Origin of the sequence: Cobetia sp. UIB-001 (assembly GCF_044789135.1) — a bacterium.
GTDB classification, from domain to species: Bacteria; Pseudomonadota; Gammaproteobacteria; order Pseudomonadales; family Halomonadaceae; genus Cobetia; species Cobetia amphilecti.
On sequence record NZ_CP058244.1, the window covers coordinates 1,689,938 to 1,704,949 of the forward strand.

General features: G+C 61.6%; 12 protein-coding genes and 1 pseudogene. 8 read left to right on the forward strand and 5 right to left on the reverse strand.

Annotated features, from left to right (window positions below; translation table 11 throughout):
- Window positions 1-119: 119 nt before the first annotated feature.
- The 5 genes and pseudogenes from HA399_RS07150 to HA399_RS07170 form a co-directional block, all read right to left on the reverse strand.
- Window positions 120-1,595, reverse strand: a complete 1,476-nt coding sequence (locus HA399_RS07150; RefSeq protein ID WP_404326614.1) for a sodium:solute symporter — start codon at window positions 1,593-1,595, stop codon at window positions 120-122.
- Between the two features lie 548 nt (window positions 1,596-2,143).
- Window positions 2,144-2,305: pseudogene (locus tag HA399_RS07155) on the reverse strand (hypothetical protein); the annotation flags it as partial.
- 15 nt (window positions 2,306-2,320) lie between these two features.
- Window positions 2,321-2,572: a hypothetical protein gene (locus tag HA399_RS07160; RefSeq protein WP_404326615.1), complete on the reverse strand. Its 252-nt coding sequence runs from the start codon at window positions 2,570-2,572 to the stop codon at window positions 2,321-2,323.
- Window positions 2,573-2,636: 64 nt separating this feature from the next.
- A complete protein-coding gene (locus HA399_RS07165; protein WP_404326617.1) occupies window positions 2,637-3,299 on the reverse strand; it encodes a helix-turn-helix domain-containing protein in 663 nt (220 codons plus the stop codon).
- A 383-nt stretch (window positions 3,300-3,682) separates the two neighbouring features.
- On the reverse strand, window positions 3,683-4,828 hold the full coding sequence (locus tag HA399_RS07170) for an aminomethyltransferase family protein (RefSeq protein ID WP_404326619.1): 1,146 nt from the start codon (window positions 4,826-4,828) through the stop codon (window positions 3,683-3,685).
- A gap of 686 nt (window positions 4,829-5,514) precedes the next feature.
- Here HA399_RS07170 and glnT point away from each other — a divergent pair.
- The 8 genes from glnT (at window position 5,515) to amt (ending at window position 14,773) form a co-directional block, all read left to right on the forward strand.
- Window positions 5,515-6,849 (forward strand): type III glutamate--ammonia ligase, encoded by a 1,335-nt coding sequence (gene glnT, locus HA399_RS07175; RefSeq protein WP_404326621.1) that lies wholly within the window; start codon window positions 5,515-5,517, stop codon window positions 6,847-6,849.
- A gap of 117 nt (window positions 6,850-6,966) precedes the next feature.
- Window positions 6,967-7,884: a glutamine amidotransferase family protein gene (locus tag HA399_RS07180; RefSeq protein WP_077377084.1), complete on the forward strand. Its 918-nt coding sequence runs from the start codon at window positions 6,967-6,969 to the stop codon at window positions 7,882-7,884.
- On the forward strand, window positions 7,884-8,570 hold the full coding sequence (locus HA399_RS07185) for a protein glxC (protein ID WP_225996411.1): 687 nt from the start codon (window positions 7,884-7,886) through the stop codon (window positions 8,568-8,570). Before HA399_RS07180 ends, HA399_RS07185 begins: the two co-directional genes overlap by 1 nt.
- 14 nt (window positions 8,571-8,584) lie before the next feature.
- Entirely contained in the window at window positions 8,585-9,925 is a 1,341-nt protein-coding gene (locus HA399_RS07190; RefSeq protein ID WP_213114087.1) for an FMN-binding glutamate synthase family protein, read from the forward strand.
- 672 nt (window positions 9,926-10,597) lie between these two features.
- Window positions 10,598-11,284, forward strand: coding sequence for a dimethylamine monooxygenase subunit DmmA family protein (locus HA399_RS07195; protein WP_404326623.1), 687 nt, complete (start codon window positions 10,598-10,600; stop codon window positions 11,282-11,284).
- The gene (locus tag HA399_RS07200; protein WP_404326624.1) at window positions 11,269-12,213 is read left to right on the forward strand and encodes a PDR/VanB family oxidoreductase; all 945 of its coding nucleotides are present in this window, start codon (window positions 11,269-11,271) and stop codon (window positions 12,211-12,213) included. The genes HA399_RS07195 and HA399_RS07200 overlap by 16 nt, the downstream gene beginning before the upstream one ends.
- A gap of 39 nt (window positions 12,214-12,252) precedes the next feature.
- Entirely contained in the window at window positions 12,253-13,308 is a 1,056-nt protein-coding gene (locus HA399_RS07205; RefSeq protein ID WP_404326626.1) for a heme-dependent oxidative N-demethylase family protein, read from the forward strand.
- A 118-nt stretch (window positions 13,309-13,426) separates the two neighbouring features.
- A complete protein-coding gene (gene amt, locus HA399_RS07210) occupies window positions 13,427-14,773 on the forward strand; it encodes an ammonium transporter (protein ID WP_404326628.1) in 1,347 nt (448 codons plus the stop codon).
- Window positions 14,774-15,012 lie beyond the last annotated feature (239 nt).

Genomic DNA, 15,012 nt, shown 5'->3' on the forward strand with positions numbered 1-15,012 from the left:
CGGGTGAAGAGATCACAAGCAAGCGGCAAGCCAGGCACCAGAGGGCGGTGAAATGGCTCGTGGCGATGACAAGCCCCGAGCCACTTCCTGTCTTTACGGTCCTGGTGATCCGGTGTCGCTCAGACAGCCTTCGAGGCCAGTGCGATATCCGGCTTGGCGGCGTCCGGGAGGGGGCTTGCGGCGTGTGACTCGGCACCATCCCAGTAATAGGCCGCGACATCCTCGCTGGGGCTATGGCGGGTCAGCTTGCTGACGACCACCAGCACGACCAGCGAGGTCAGGAAGCCCGGGTAGGCGGGGTCGATGCCAGTCGACAGCAGTGGCCAGAGGGCGGTGACACTCAGGGCGCTCGCCATGCTGCTGATGCAGCCGCGGGACGTCGCATGCTTCCAGAACATCACCGCGAAGAACGGGAAGATCAGCGTGGTAGCCGAGATGCGCAGCGCCCATTGATAGGCCGAGATGATGTCGGTCATCAGGAAGGTGACGCCCAGTCCCAGCACGCTGATGATGACGACACTCAGGCGCGCCGAGGCCATTTTCTGCTTCTCGTTGGCGTGACGATTTATGAAGTTGCCGTAGAGATCATGCGCCAGGTTGGAGCTGCCCTGCAGGATGTAGGAATCCGCCGAGGTCATCAGGGCGGCCAGCAGGCCGACGATGACCAGCCCGCCGATGGCCGGGTGCAGCAACTGCATGGTGACGTAGGAGAAGACGAGATCGGCCGAGGTATCCAGCGGCACGAATTGACGCGCCAGCACGCCGATGCAGTAGGGCAAGAAGGAGATCAGCATCACGATGGAGAAGCCTGACACGCCGGCCTTGATGGCCACATCTTCACTTTCGGAGGCGAAGATGCGTTGCCAGGTGCACTGCCAGACGAGGTAGAACGGCGCCACCGTCAGCGCGAAGGTCACTACCTCCATTGTCTTGCCTTCGGGCAGCGGGGCGAGGAACTCGATCGGCGTATTGAGCAGAGCATGTTCCAGTCCTCCGGCATAACTCAGGGCAGTGAAGCCCAGCACCATGATGCCGGCGATCAGCAGGATGCTCTGCAGGGCATCGGTGACGATGGCCGCTTCAAGGCCGCCCAGAATGGTGAAGCCGAGAATCAGCGCAAAGGACACGAAGATGGCGGTATTGAACTCCAGCCCCAGCACCACGGTGAGAATGGTGCTCATGCCGATGATCTGGATCGCGGTGGCAGGCACCGAGTAGACGAAGGCTGAGAAGAAGGAGGGAAACAGACTGGCCTTGCGGCCGAAGCGGCGCCCGAACAGATCCGCCAGGGTATAGAGCTTCTTGCGCCGCAGCGGGCGACTGAAGAAGATGACCAGCATCAGGCTCGCGATGATACCGGGCAGGGCGAACATGAAGTAGCCGGAAAGCCCCTTGGAAAAGCCCATCCCCATCCAGCCGATGAAGGCTGCCGCACCACACCAGGTGCTGATGGTGGTGCCGGTGATCTTCCAGTAGCCCATGTTCCAGCCGGCAATCAGATAGCTGTCAGAGGTCTTCACCTTGCGGAAGTAGTAGTAGCCGATCGCGAACATGATCACGAAATAGCCAATGATATAGGAGTAGTACCAAGCCATTGTCGAGTCTCCGTTTATTGTTGATTGTTCTATGAAGGTCATGCATGGAGCAGGGCGTACGTGGCGTAGCAGGGACTGAAGCGACCCTCTGATTGTTGGGGATGATGCAGTGGGGCAGGTAGCGGACATGGCCGGGGCAACCATGTCTTGTCTTCGAATGTAACCCGTTACATCGACTCAATCTAGCCGAGAAAAAGGCACTGTCAAAAACATATTTCACCGGCGGACGAAAGTCTCATGCCGACGTGATGGCAAGATTCTCGTGGGGAGGGGAGTCATGCAAGAGGCGGCATCCTCATGCCTCGGCGCGCAGAAAACAGGTGGCGTAGCTGGAGGAAACGACGACAACTCTGCCGCCATCCAGGCGATACGACTGCCAGAGGAATGAAGGGCTATACAGGTCGCGTCTCGCAACGCTGTCATGGCAGGCGATTCTTTCTTCGGCCTGCGGGGCATGGCAGGGCATGAAATCGGGGCGTGCTCAGTCAGGAAGGCGGGCGAGCTCAGTCAGGAAGGCGGGGTGAGCTCGATCAGGAAGGCGGGCAGAATCACGGGGTCATCTGAAAGACGCACTGTGTCTTGGCCAGCGTAAAGCCGCAGGCGGCATAGAATTTCCTGGCGACATCGCGCGCCTCATGGGTGCGAACTCGCAGGGTCAGCGCCTCGTCGGTTGCCCAGGCAATGGCCTGCCTGGCCAATGCCCGCCCTGCGCCTTGTCGTTGCGCCTATTGTGCGACGGACAGGCCCAGTATCTCGATGAAATCGGCTGAAGCGACACGAAAGACATGCTGGGCATGCAGCCAGCCAATCACTTCGCCCGCCTGTTCCGCCACCCAGATGCGGTCATGGCGTGACGCCAACAGGTGCTCCAGTCGCTGCAGGATCAACGCATCATCGTCGTGGGGCAGATAGCCCAGTGCGGACGCAACGCGTGAAATTCCCTGAGCATCCTTGGGTGTGGCAAGGCGAATCTTCATTGATGTTGTCCAGTCCCCATGACGATGATGATGGATGTTCGAGGGTCTCATACGTCAGAGAGGCTCATTCATCGTCGTAGTGAATGATCGACAGCAGCTGAATCGGCACCTCGTTCAATTTTTCGGGACCATGCGGCACACCGGCATCGAAGGCCAGGCTGTCACCGGGCCCCATGTCATAGAACTTGTCACCATGACGGTAGGTGAGGTTGCCGGAAAGCAGGTAGATGAATTCATGCCCGGCATGACAGAAGTTGGGGAAGACTTCGCTGGCGTCATCCATGGTGATCAGGAAGGGTTCGTAGCGCTTCTTGGGACCCTGCTTGTAGCTCAACAGTTGATAGGCATGGCCGACTTCCGTGCCGGTGCGAACCACCTGCATGCCTTGACCGGCCTTGATGTGCTGAGCACCACGCCCGTTGACATCGTAATCGCTGAACAGCTTCGAGATCGGCAGGCTCAAGGCATTGCACAGCTTGTTGAGGGTATCGAGGCTGGTGGATACCTGGGCGTTCTCCACCTTGCTGATCATGCCCTGGCTGACACCGGCGATACGCGAGACGTCGGAAATCTTGTAGCCCTGCGAGACTCGCTGCTGCTTGAGCGCGCGCGCGATGTGCTGCTCGAGTCCCAGGCGTGTCTCGTCGGCTGCCGCGGTGATGGTCTCCTTCACCTCGGACTGCGCGGCAGGTTCTGCAGCCAGCGAAGGCGCTCTTGTGTCAGTCACTTTCGTGTCAAGCGCTGTCGGTTGAGGTGTATCGGAGGAATGGGAGGATTCTCGCGGCATGGATAACTCCTGTGGCGGAGGTGAATGCGATAGGAATAATGATCAGGCGGGGTGAGAAGCGCATCCTTGTGGGAGTCGTTGCGCGTCACCCGCGTGCGGATATCGGGTGACATTATCAAGTTTACCGCCAACCCTCATCCACGTTTGTGGCCAGTCCTCGTCCTGACTCCATGGCATGTGATGCAAGAGGCCTCCTCGACGCCATGCCGAGGAGGCCTCTCAGGTTTCACGCTATCCAGCATCACGCGATTCGCACTGTTGCCGCGGGGCTTGAGCTGTTGCCTCGCGGCTTGAGCTTGTTGCCTCGTGGCTGTGGCGCGCGATCAGCCGCGAGCCAGTCGCTTGGCCTTTTCCGGGTCATCGAAGGGCAGGGAGTGGCTGATGGCCGAGAGGCTGGTCTCGCCGTCAGTGCCGGTCTTGAGGGTCAGCGGAGTGCCATGCTCGGCATAGCCGGGTTCGAGACGTGCCAGCGCCATGGAACGATCGCTCAGGCGCGAGTACATGCCCTGGGTGATGACACCGACACACTTGCCGTCGGCGTAGACCTTGTCACCGATCTGGGCGACGTCTTTCGAATCCAGCAGCACGCCATAGACCTTGACGCGTTCCTTGCCCTGCAGCGCGAAGTGTTCGCTGGCGCCACGGAATTCGGTCTTGCCCGGCGAGACGGTGAAGTCCAGGCCCAGTTCCCACAGGGTGTCGCCCACCGGCTGGTCGGGGTACGGGTAGGTTTCGGAATTGTCCGCCGGGTAGAACAGCAGGTGGCTCTCGACCCGCAGCCAGTCAAGGGTGCCGAAGCTGCACGGCTTGATGCCCATGTCGGCACCCTCCTCGAGGATCTGCTCCCACAGAGAGGGGGCGTCCTTGGCCTTGCAGAAGATCTCGTAGCCACGCTCGCCGGTGTAGCCGGTGCGCGAGATCATCACGTGGCAGCCGAACAGCTGGGTCTGCAGATGGTGGAAGTAACGCAGCTCACGGATACCCGGCACGTGACGCTCCAGGAAATCCACCGCGACCGGCCCCTGCAGTGACATGTCGTGCATGTCGTCATCGAAGGTCAGGCTGACGGCGCGCCCCAGGGCACTCTTGGCCAGCATTTCATTCGCGGTGCCCGTGCCGTGCACCACGAGGTAGGAGTTCGGCGCCAGGCAATAGACGATGCAGTCGTCGACGAACTTGCCGGCCTCATTCAAGACGCTGGCATACACCGACTTGCCCGGATACAGCTTGGACATGTCCCGCGTGGTGACGTAATCCAGCACGGCCTGAGCATGCGGGCCATTGCAGTGGATCTTCTTGAGCCCCGAGACATCCATCAGACCGGCGCGGGTGCGAATGGTCTCGTGGTCATCGGCCGTTTCCGAGACGGCGTAATTCCAGGCGGTGCCCATGCCATTCCAGTCTTCGAGCTCCGCGCCCAGCTTGCGGTGTTGTTCGGCCAGTGCCGAGATGCGCCATGAATTCGCCATGCGTCCCTTTCTCCTGTGAGTCGTGCTGCCTAGCGTAAATGGGGGGTGCCGTAGTCCTGCTGATGCTGGCGAAGATGGCACGCAAGACGCGCATCCGCCGCAGGAGGTGTTGTTGTTCTTTCGCCTTTTCAGGCGCCTTTTCAGGCGCTTCACAAGGGCTTGTGCCTGCTGCTTGCCTTGCCTGATCGCACGAGGGTCGATTCTTGAAAGGAAAGAAACATTCCTCTTGGTTAAGCAAGGGGCTTGCCAATTCCGTCAAAGGCCATGGCCACGACAGCCCTTGAGCGAGTCAGGCGCCGATTGGCAGCACGAATTCGGGCGTGAATATTAGCGTTTTGCGTCATGCTGGTGCGAAGAGAGAGCTTTGGGCACCGAAATGATGCCTATTTCGAGAAACGGGTAGGAATTCACTCATGATCACCTGGCGTTTCCTGTGGGGTGAAATGAGCTTGGAAAATAAATTTCCATGCAAAACAGGAGGTTGGTGAAAAGTTCTGGGCGGCAACTGGCGAAATGGCATGCTGCATGCTTTTCTTTGAGGGAAATAAAGTTGACCAGCAGGAATCACAAAAACTCGTTTCATCCGCTATCTTGACGTGGCGAGTCACCACAAGGGGTCAGGTTTCCCGGGGTGGCAGACAGTGTCGAGGGAGATGGAACCCGGTCCGCTCTCAGAGGAAACCCAGATGTCACCCGAAAACGCGCAACAGTTCATCAAGGATCACGACATTCGCTATCTGCTGGCGCAGTTCGTGGATATTCATGGCGCTGCCAAGACCAAGTCCGTGCCGGCCAATTGCCTGATGGATGTGGTCGAGAAGGGCGCCGGCTTTGCCGGCTTCGCCGTCAGTGGTCTCGGCATGTCGCCGGAGGGGCCGGACTTCATGGCGCGGGGTGATCTGAGCTCGTTGTCGCTGGTGCCGTGGCAGCCGGGTTATGCACGCATGGCCTGTGATGGCTACGTCAATGGGCAACCGTTCGCCAACGATAGCCGCGTGGTGCTGCTCAAGCAGCTGGAGCGCCTGAAGGAGAAGGGCTGGACGCTCAATAGCGGGCTGGAGCCGGAATTCTCGCTGTTCCGCCGGGGGGAAGCGGGTGAGCTGTTGCCGGTGGACGAGAGCGATACCCTCGCCAAGCCCTGCTACGACTACAAGGGCCTGTCGCGTTCGCGTGAATTCCTCGAGCGCCTGGTCGAATCGCTGCAGGCGGTGGACTTCGACGTCTATCAGATCGATCACGAGGACGCCAACGGCCAGTTCGAGATCAACTACACCTACAGCGATGCGCTGACCTCGGCAGACCGCTTCACCTTCGTGCGCATGGCCGCCGGCGAGATCGCCAATGACCTGGGCATGGTGTGCTCCTTCATGCCCAAGCCGCTGGCGGACCGCCCGGGCAACGGCATGCACTTCCACCTGTCCGTGTGTGATGACACCGGCCGCAACCTGTTCGGCGATGACTCCGACGCCCAGGGCATGGGTCTGTCGCCGCTGGCGTACCACTTCCTCGGCGGACTGCTGGCACATGCCCCGGCGCTGTGTGCCTTTGCCGCGCCGACCGTCAATTCCTACAAGCGTCTGGTCGGTGGTGGCAGCACCAGCGGCGCGACCTGGGCGCCGGTCTTCATCGCCTACGGTGACAACAACCGCTCGGCCATGGTGCGTGTGCCCTATGGTCGCCTCGAGTTCCGCCTGCCGGACGCCGGCTGCAACCCCTATCTCGTGCACGCCGCCATCATCGCGGCGGGGCTGGATGGCGTGGCGCGCAAGCTGGACCCGGGCACGCCCCACAACATCAATCTCTACTCGCTGACCGCGAGCGAATGCGCCGAGAAGGGCATCGAGAAGCTGCCGCAGAATCTTTCGCTGGCCATCGATGCGCTCGAGGCGGACAGCATTCTGCGCGAGAGCCTGGGCGAGGGAATCTGCGCCGAGTTCATGCGCCTCAAGCGCGAGGAATGGCTGGATTACAACGCACAGGTCAGTGCCTGGGAAGTCCAGCGCTACGCCGAATTCTTCTGATCTCATCCGGCGGCGCTCGCGGATCTCGCGGGGCATGCCAGACGAGGGTCGCCACTGTCACCACCACGCTCAAGACATCAGGCAGGAGACGCCTCCTGCCCGTGAGAGGACATCACCATGTGTGGAATCGTAGGGCTTTATCTCAAGAACCCGGCGCTGGAATCGCGCCTGGGGGAGCTGTTCGAGCCGATGTTGATCGCGATGACCGATCGCGGCCCGGACAGCGCCGGCTTCGCCATCTATGGCGATGAATTTGACGCTGGCATCAAGCTGACGCTGCAAAGCGATGGTGCCGATGAGGATTGGGAGGCGATCGCCAAGGGCCTGGGCGAGCAGGTCGGCACGGTGGCGGACTGGTTCAGCAATGCCAGTGTCGCGGTATTCAAGATCGCCGGGGAAGAAAGTGCCGTGCGCGGCTGGCTTGCCGACAGCGCCCCGCAGATTCGCGTGCTGAGCGTGGGGCAGAGCATCGAGATCCTCAAGGCGGTGGGCCTGCCGGCCCATATCGCCAGCCTATATGGCCTCAAGGGCATGCAGGGCAGCCACATCATCGGCCATACCCGCATGGCGACCGAAAGCGCCGTGACCCTGCAGGGCAGCCACCCGTTCTCCACCGGGCGTGATCTGTGCCTGGTCCACAACGGCTCGCTGTCCAACCACAACTGGCTGCGCACCAAGCTCAAGCGTGAAGGCATCAGCTTCGAGACCGACAACGATTCCGAAGTCGCCGCCGGCTACCTGACCTGGCGTCTGGAGCAGGGCGACAGCCTGGAAGCCGCGATCACCGGCGCCCTGAAGGACCTTGATGGCTTCTTCACCTTCACCATCGGCACACGTGATGGCTTCGCCGTGGTGCGTGACCCGATCGCCTGCAAGCCTGCCGTGATCGCCGAGACCGATGACTACGTGGCCATGGCCTCGGAATACCGTGCCCTGGCCAGTCTGCCGGGCATCAAGGATGCCCGCGTGTGGGAGCCGGAACCCGGCCGCCTGTATCTGTGGGAAAAAGACACCGCCCGTTCGGAGGCCGCGTAATGATGAAGACACACGATCTGGCCGTTGAAGGGCTGCGCGAATTGAACCAGGCCCTGCACGATGCCGACACCCTGAAGGACGCGCGTGAGTGGCGAGTGGTCAATTCCGACGGCGCCCACAACATCGCCTGCGGCATCAATGACGACATCAGTGTCGATATCGATGGCCATGCGGGCTACTACTGCGCGGGCATGAACCAGAAGGCCAGCGTCACCATCCACGGCAACACCGGGGTCGGGGTGGCGGAAAACATGATGTCCGGCTGCGTGCGGGTCAAGGGCGATGCCTCCCAGTCCGCGGGCGCGACTGCCCACGGCGGCCTGCTGATCATCGAAGGCAACGCCTCGGCGCGCTGCGGCATCTCGATGAAGGGCGTGGATATCGTCGTCAAGGGCAACATCGGGGCCATGAGTGCCTTCATGGGCCAGGCGGGACGCATGGTGGTCTGCGGCGACGCCGGTGAAGGGCTCGGCGATTCGCTCTATGAAGCGCGAATCTACGTGAAGGGCACGGTCGCATCGCTGGGCGCGGACTGCATCGCCAAGGACATGCGTGCCGAGCACCTGGAAGAACTGGCGGAGTTGCTGGCGAGTGCCGGAATCGATGAAGACCCGGCCAGCTTCACGCGTTATGGATCCGCGCGTCAGCTCTATCACTTCAAGGTCGACAACGCCTCAGCCTACTGATCAGGATGCTCAACATGACCGACGAGACTCAAACACAGCCCTACAACCCGGCACTGCGGGAATCCGCGACCTTCGGCCGCGATGTCATCCATGAGATCCAGCGGGCGGCGGAGACGGGAATCTACGATATCCGTGGCTGGGGCGCCAAGCGCAAGGTGCCGCATTTCGATGACCTGCTGTTCCTCGGCGCCAGCATGTCGCGCTATCCGTTGGAAGGCTATCGCGAGAAGTGCGAGACCGAAGTCGTGCTCGGCACGCGCCATGCCAGGAAGCCGGTCGTGATCAGCACGCCGGTGACCATCGCCGGCATGAGCTTCGGTGCCCTGTCCGCCCAGGCCAAGGAAGCGCTGGGCCGTGGCGCCTCGGAAATCGGCACCTCCACCACCACCGGCGATGGCGGCATGACCCCGGAAGAGCGCGGCCAGTCCTCGCGCCTCGTCTATCAGTATCTGCCGTCACGTTATGGCATGAACCCGGACGACCTGCGCAAGGCCGACGCCATTGAAGTCGTGCTCGGCCAGGGCGCCAAGCCCGGCGGTGGCGGCATGCTGCTGGGCCAGAAGATTTCCGAGCGGGTCGCGGGCATGCGCACGCTGCCGCAGGGCATCGACCAGCGCAGCGCCTGTCGCCACCCGGACTGGACCGGCCCGGATGACCTGGCGATCAAGATTGCCGAACTGCGCGAGATCACCGACTGGCAGGTGCCGATCTACGTCAAGATCGGCGCGACCCGCACCTACTACGACGTCAAGCTGGCGGTGAAGGCCGGTGCGGACGTCATCGTGCTGGATGGCATGCAGGGCGGCACGGCCGCCACCCAGGATGTCTTCATCGAACACGTCGGCATCCCGACCATGGCCGCCATCCCCCAGGCCACGCAGGCACTGCAGGAGATGGGCCTGCACCGTGAGGTGCAGCTGATCGTCTCCGGCGGGATTCGCAACGGCGCCGATGTGGCCAAGGCGATCGCGCTGGGTGCCGACGCCGTGGCCATCGGGACCGCCGCCTTGATCGCGCTAGGTGACAACCATCCGCGCTATGCCGATGAGTATCAGAAGCTGGGGTCCGCCGCCGGTTTCTATGACGACTTCCAGGATGGCAAGTGCCCGGCCGGTATCTCCACCCAGGACCCGGAGCTGAGCCAGCGACTGGACCCGGTCGCAGCCGGCAAGCGTCTGGCCAACTACCTGCGTGTGCTGACGCTGGAAGCCCAGACCCTGGCACGTGCCTGTGGCAAGTCGCACCTGCATCATCTGGAACCGGAAGATCTGGTCGCTCTGAACGTGGAAGCCGCGGCCATGGCCCGGGTGCCGCTGGCGGGCACCAACTGGGTGCCGGGCCAGGGCGGTTACTGATGGCACGATCTTTGTTGTGCGTGTGCCATTGTGCATGGCTGCCATTGCGCATGATTGTCATGGCAAAGATGCAGAGAATTTTGTCAGCAAGTTCGCCGCAATGTTGTCCAGGAAAGCTGTCGCAATGACAAGAACTCTGCTCCGGTTGATGTAGAAAGATTTGACCTGATTACATCGAGTCATTAGAGCGCCTCACCTCTTCGGTGAGGCGCTTTGTTTTGTGCTGAGTCCAGTCAAGGAATCCGGCCAATATCATGCAAGAGAAAGCGCGTCAGAATGCTGATGATGGAGAAGCCCGTAGTGTCGTTATGATTGAAAGGTCGTGATTTTCACAAGGCAGAATTTTTCCATTCTTTCAGGATCTTGTGGTTATTTCATGAGAAAGATGTCAGGCGTAGAGGTTGGCTTGTGGGGTGAGATTGAATCAGGTCAATAATGGTGAATACAAGCCGTTTCTCCTGAGCTAAGTGTTCTGTTTTGGTGCGCGAATGTCTCGATTGATTGTTCATATATGAAGCGGGGTTTTCAGGCGATTTTGTCGGGTATGTGGGGTAATGATTTTGCCGTCAATGGCACGAAATATGCTCAAGAAATGGAGTGGTAGTCGGATGCACGTCATCGTCAAGACGGCGGCATTACAACAAGGACAATTTCTCAGAGCAGGGTCGTGTCATGAAAAGCCCGCAATCATCCTCTGTCACTGCCGGGATTCGAAGTCGGCAACACTATCCACGCATCGAGGCGCTGCCCGATGCCCAACGCTATCTGGTGGCGTGCCAGTCTCCCGAGAGCCTGCCAGGCACTGGTGAGGCGGCGGGCAACGCCCGTCAGCAGCTGCAGATGCATTGTCAGCTGATCAGTACGCTGCTCGATCAGCTCGGCAGCCGCGAGGTGGGAGGCGCCGTGCAATCCGCCCCGGCAACAGAGGCGTTGCCCACGGGCCCCGCCGACAACGCCCGTCTGCATCGCTGGTACGACGTCGATGACCGCCCGAAGGCCTGCGACGCACTGGTCGGCGCCATCAGCGAGATCGGTGTCGCGGGGTGTCTGGTCATCATCGGCAGTGAGCATTTCGTGTGGCAGGTCGCCAATCTGGCTCAGCAGCAGGGGCTGCTGCTGGATGACATGCTGATGTTGCCGGTCGCTGCCCTGGGGCGGCATGTGTTCTGCGTGCACTGTCAGCAGGTCAGTGAGCATGTCATCCACTCGCCGGCAGCCTGTGATGGCTGCGGTTTGATGCTGGAAGTGCGTGATCATTTTTCCAAGCGTCTCGGCGCCTACATGGGCGTGCGAATCGATGCGGAAGCCCCGGGAGAGATTCCCCCACAGGAGGAGGTGGCACCATGTCTCGCTTCATGAAGGCGCGGGTCGCCGCGGTCGATCAGCTCAGCAGCAGCGTGCGCCGTCTCACTCTGGTGCCTGCCGATGAGGCTTCCCCCTTCACGCCGTTCTCGCCGGGCAGTCATGTGGTGCTGGGCATCCCGGGAGAGGGGCGGGTGTGTCGCAACGCCTACTCATTGATCAGTCCGCCGGATGATCCCTCGCATTACTGCATCGCTGTGCGTCGTCAGCCGGTCTCGCGTGGTGGCTCCGAAGCCATCCATTCCCGCGTGCAGGTCGGTGACGAGCTGGAACTCAGCCCGCCGGCCAACCTGTTTCTGCCGCACTGGCAGGCGCGCCACCACCTGATGCTGGCAGGCGGCATCGGCATCACGCCGTTTCTCTCCTACCTGCCGGAGCTTGAGCGGCGTGGCGCCAGCTGGGAGCTGCACCTGCGCAGCCAGGACCTCGACGTCGCCCGCTTCCCGGAGGCCGCGCCCTATCTGGCGAGTGGCAACATCACTCAGCATCGCCTCGAACGCCCGAATCTGAAGGCCTTGCTGGCGCGTCAGCCCGCCGGCACGCACGTCTATCTCTGCGGCCCGCAGGCCATGATCGATGCCGTGAAGGACGCGGCGCGCGAGCTGCACTGGAGTCTCGCGCGCATCCACCATGAGGTCTTTGCCGCCCCGGAACCGGGAACTCCCTTCACAGCCGTGGCACGTACAAGCGGCGTGGAAGTGGCGGTCGGCGCCCAGGAGTCGATGCTGGAAGCGCTGGAGCGCAGCGGTGTCGAGGTGACGAGCCTGTGTCGTGGCGGCGTCTGCGGGCAGTGTCGGGTCGAGATGCTTGAGGGGGAGGCGGAGCACCGTGATGCCTTCCTCGATGAACAGGAGCGGGCCAGTCAGCGCTGCGTGATGCCCTGCGTTTCCCGGGCACGCAGCCAGCGGCTGGTGCTGGATCTCTGAATACGTCTTTCGCGAGATGGACCCCCAAGGAGCAGGAACATGCAATTTTCCCCGCGAGATGACCAGGCGTTCCATGGTCTGTTCACCTTCAAGAATTCCGATCACGCCATCCAGCGTTTTCCCTTCCCGTTCCCGGAAGATGAGTACCGTTACTCGGTCAATATCGAGCCGCATACCTTGCCCGGCAAGCCGGGTTCCATCACCGAGCACATGCTGGATATCGATGAGCACTATCTGAGCGAGATCGCCGAGCGTGAGCGGGTGCTGGCCAAGGACCCCAGACGCTGTCTGGTGATGCCGCACATGCAGCCGGCCGCCTGGGACTTCCTGGAATTCGTGATGACGCATTACGCCCGGGACTATCCCGAGGCCTTCGGTTTCGAGCGCGACGGCGATGACTGCGTGTGGCGCAACCATCTGCTGGGACTGGAGCAGGCCTTTTGCATGGGCGATGACGCCAGCCTGCCATTGCCGCCGCTGGACTATATCGGCCGTCAGATGCAGGGCGATATCGCGCTGCTCGACCAGCGCGACGGTGACCTGTTCATGGACGCCGGCATGATCACCTGTCCGGCGGACTGGTCACTGGCCTTCGATGCCGGCATGAGCTTCAAGCAGTGGCATGGCCCGGTGCCGCTGGCGCATGAGATGGGCGTATTCGATCGCGCGCTCAAATACCTGTGCGCCATCCAGGTCGGCGGGCCGGTGCGGCGCCTGAACTGGACCATGACCATCCATCCGCGCATGGACAGCTCCCCGGAGACCTACGCCGAGTGGGGCAGTGATCGCACCACCATCACGCCAGAGAATGCTGGCCGTGATGTGCATCTGCGGGTCGAGCTGCAGACGCTGGTGCGCATGCCGCGCAGTCATGCGCTGTTCTTCGGTATCCGCACCTATCTGATCAGTCTGGAAGACCTGTGTACCAACCCGGTCTGGCAGACGCGGCTGTTGAAGGTGCTGAAGACCCTGCCGGCGGAGCTGATCGACTACAAGGGACTGACGCGCTATCTGCCCAGCGTGCTCGAGTGGCTGGAAGCCCGCGAGGCAAGCGTCGCGACCAACGCCGAAGCGACGGCGCAGGCAGCAGTCTAGGCCACGCTCTCGGCAAACCGCTTCTGGCAAACAACTCTCGGCGCCGAGGGCGTGACAGGGAATGGATCGCAAGCCACTGACCAAAGCGCTTGCGGATAACAACAAAGGGGAAACGCTGGTGAATATCGATGTGCTGCAACTCAGCTACGCGCTGGATACGTTCTACTTCCTGATGTGTACCGCATTGGTCATGTTCATGGCCTGCGGCTTCGCGATGCTGGAATCCGGGCTGGTGCGCTCCAAGAATACCGTCGAGATCCTGACCAAGAATGCGCTGCTCTACGGTATCGCCTGTCTGGTGTTCCTGGTGGTGGGCTACAACGTGATGTATCCCGGTGACAACGCCATCAGCAGCGTGATTCCGGGGCTGTCGTTCATGCTCGGCGCTGACAATACCCTCAGCGACATCAGTGCTGGCGAAGGCGCCGCCTATTACTCCAGCATGGCGGACTTCATCTTCCAGGCGGTGTTTGCCGCCGCGACCATGTCCATCGTCTCGGGGGCCGTGGCGGAACGCATGCGCCTGTGGCCGTTCCTGATCTTCGCGGTGGTGATGGTCGCGGTCATCTATCCGGTGGAAGGTTACTGGAAGTGGGGCGGCGGTTTCCTGGACGCGATGGGCTATCAGGACTTCGCGGGCTCGGTGGTCGTGCACATGGCGGGCGCGGCGGCGGCATTGGCGGCGGTATTGCTGGTCGGTCCGCGCAAGGGTCGCTATGGCGTTGACGGCAAGGTGCGTGCCATCCCGGGTGCCAACCTGCCGATCGCCATGCTCGGCATGTTCATCCTGTGGATGGGCTGGTTCGGCTTCAATGGCGGTTCGATGCTCAAGATCGCCAGTCTCGATGATGCCAACAGCGTGGCGCGTATCTTCGTCAACACCAATGCCGCGGCCTCTGCGGGCATGGTGGCCGCGGCGCTGCTGTCACGCGCCATGTTCGGCAAGACCGACATGACCATGGTGATGAACGGTGCCCTGGCCGGTCTGGTCTCGATCACCGCGGAACCGCTGCTGCCGTCTGCCGGCCTTGCGGTACTGGTCGGCGCGGTGGGCGGCATCATCGTGGTGCTGTCGGTGGTGGGGCTTGATCGCCTCAAGATCGATGACCCGGTCGGTGCGATTTCCGTGCATGGTTCCGCAGGCCTGTGGGGCATCATGGCGGTGCTGTTCTCCAATCCGGAGGCGGCCTTCGGTACCCAGATCCTGGGCACGCTGATCATCTTCGCCTGGATGTTCGGCGCAAGCTTCGTGGCGCTGCTGGTCATCAAGAAGATCTGTGGTGGCCTGCGTGTCAGCGAGGAAGAGGAACTGGAAGGCATGGACATGCACGAATGCGGCATGGGCGCCTACCCGGAATTCGTCAACATGTCCTCGCCGTCACAGGGGGAAGGCAATGTGTCCGGGCACGCCGGCAAGGCGAGCACAGCGGCCTCGGCTGCGGTACTCAAGGGGGCGACGCGTTGAGCCCGCACCCCAGGTGCTGGAGTCTCAGAGTCTGATGATTCAGAGGCGCAGAATTTGATGACTCAGAGCGTGATGAGCCCTGCCAGCATCTGATACGAGAAGGCCCGCCAATTGGCGGGCCTTCTCGTGTTCCAGGGCGAACGGCGGTGGAAAGGTGGGCAAAGGATAGGAAAAGGAGGCGGAAACAAGAGGGGTGATGAAGGGCCAGGGATGAACAAGCCGCGCACAGACGGACACGG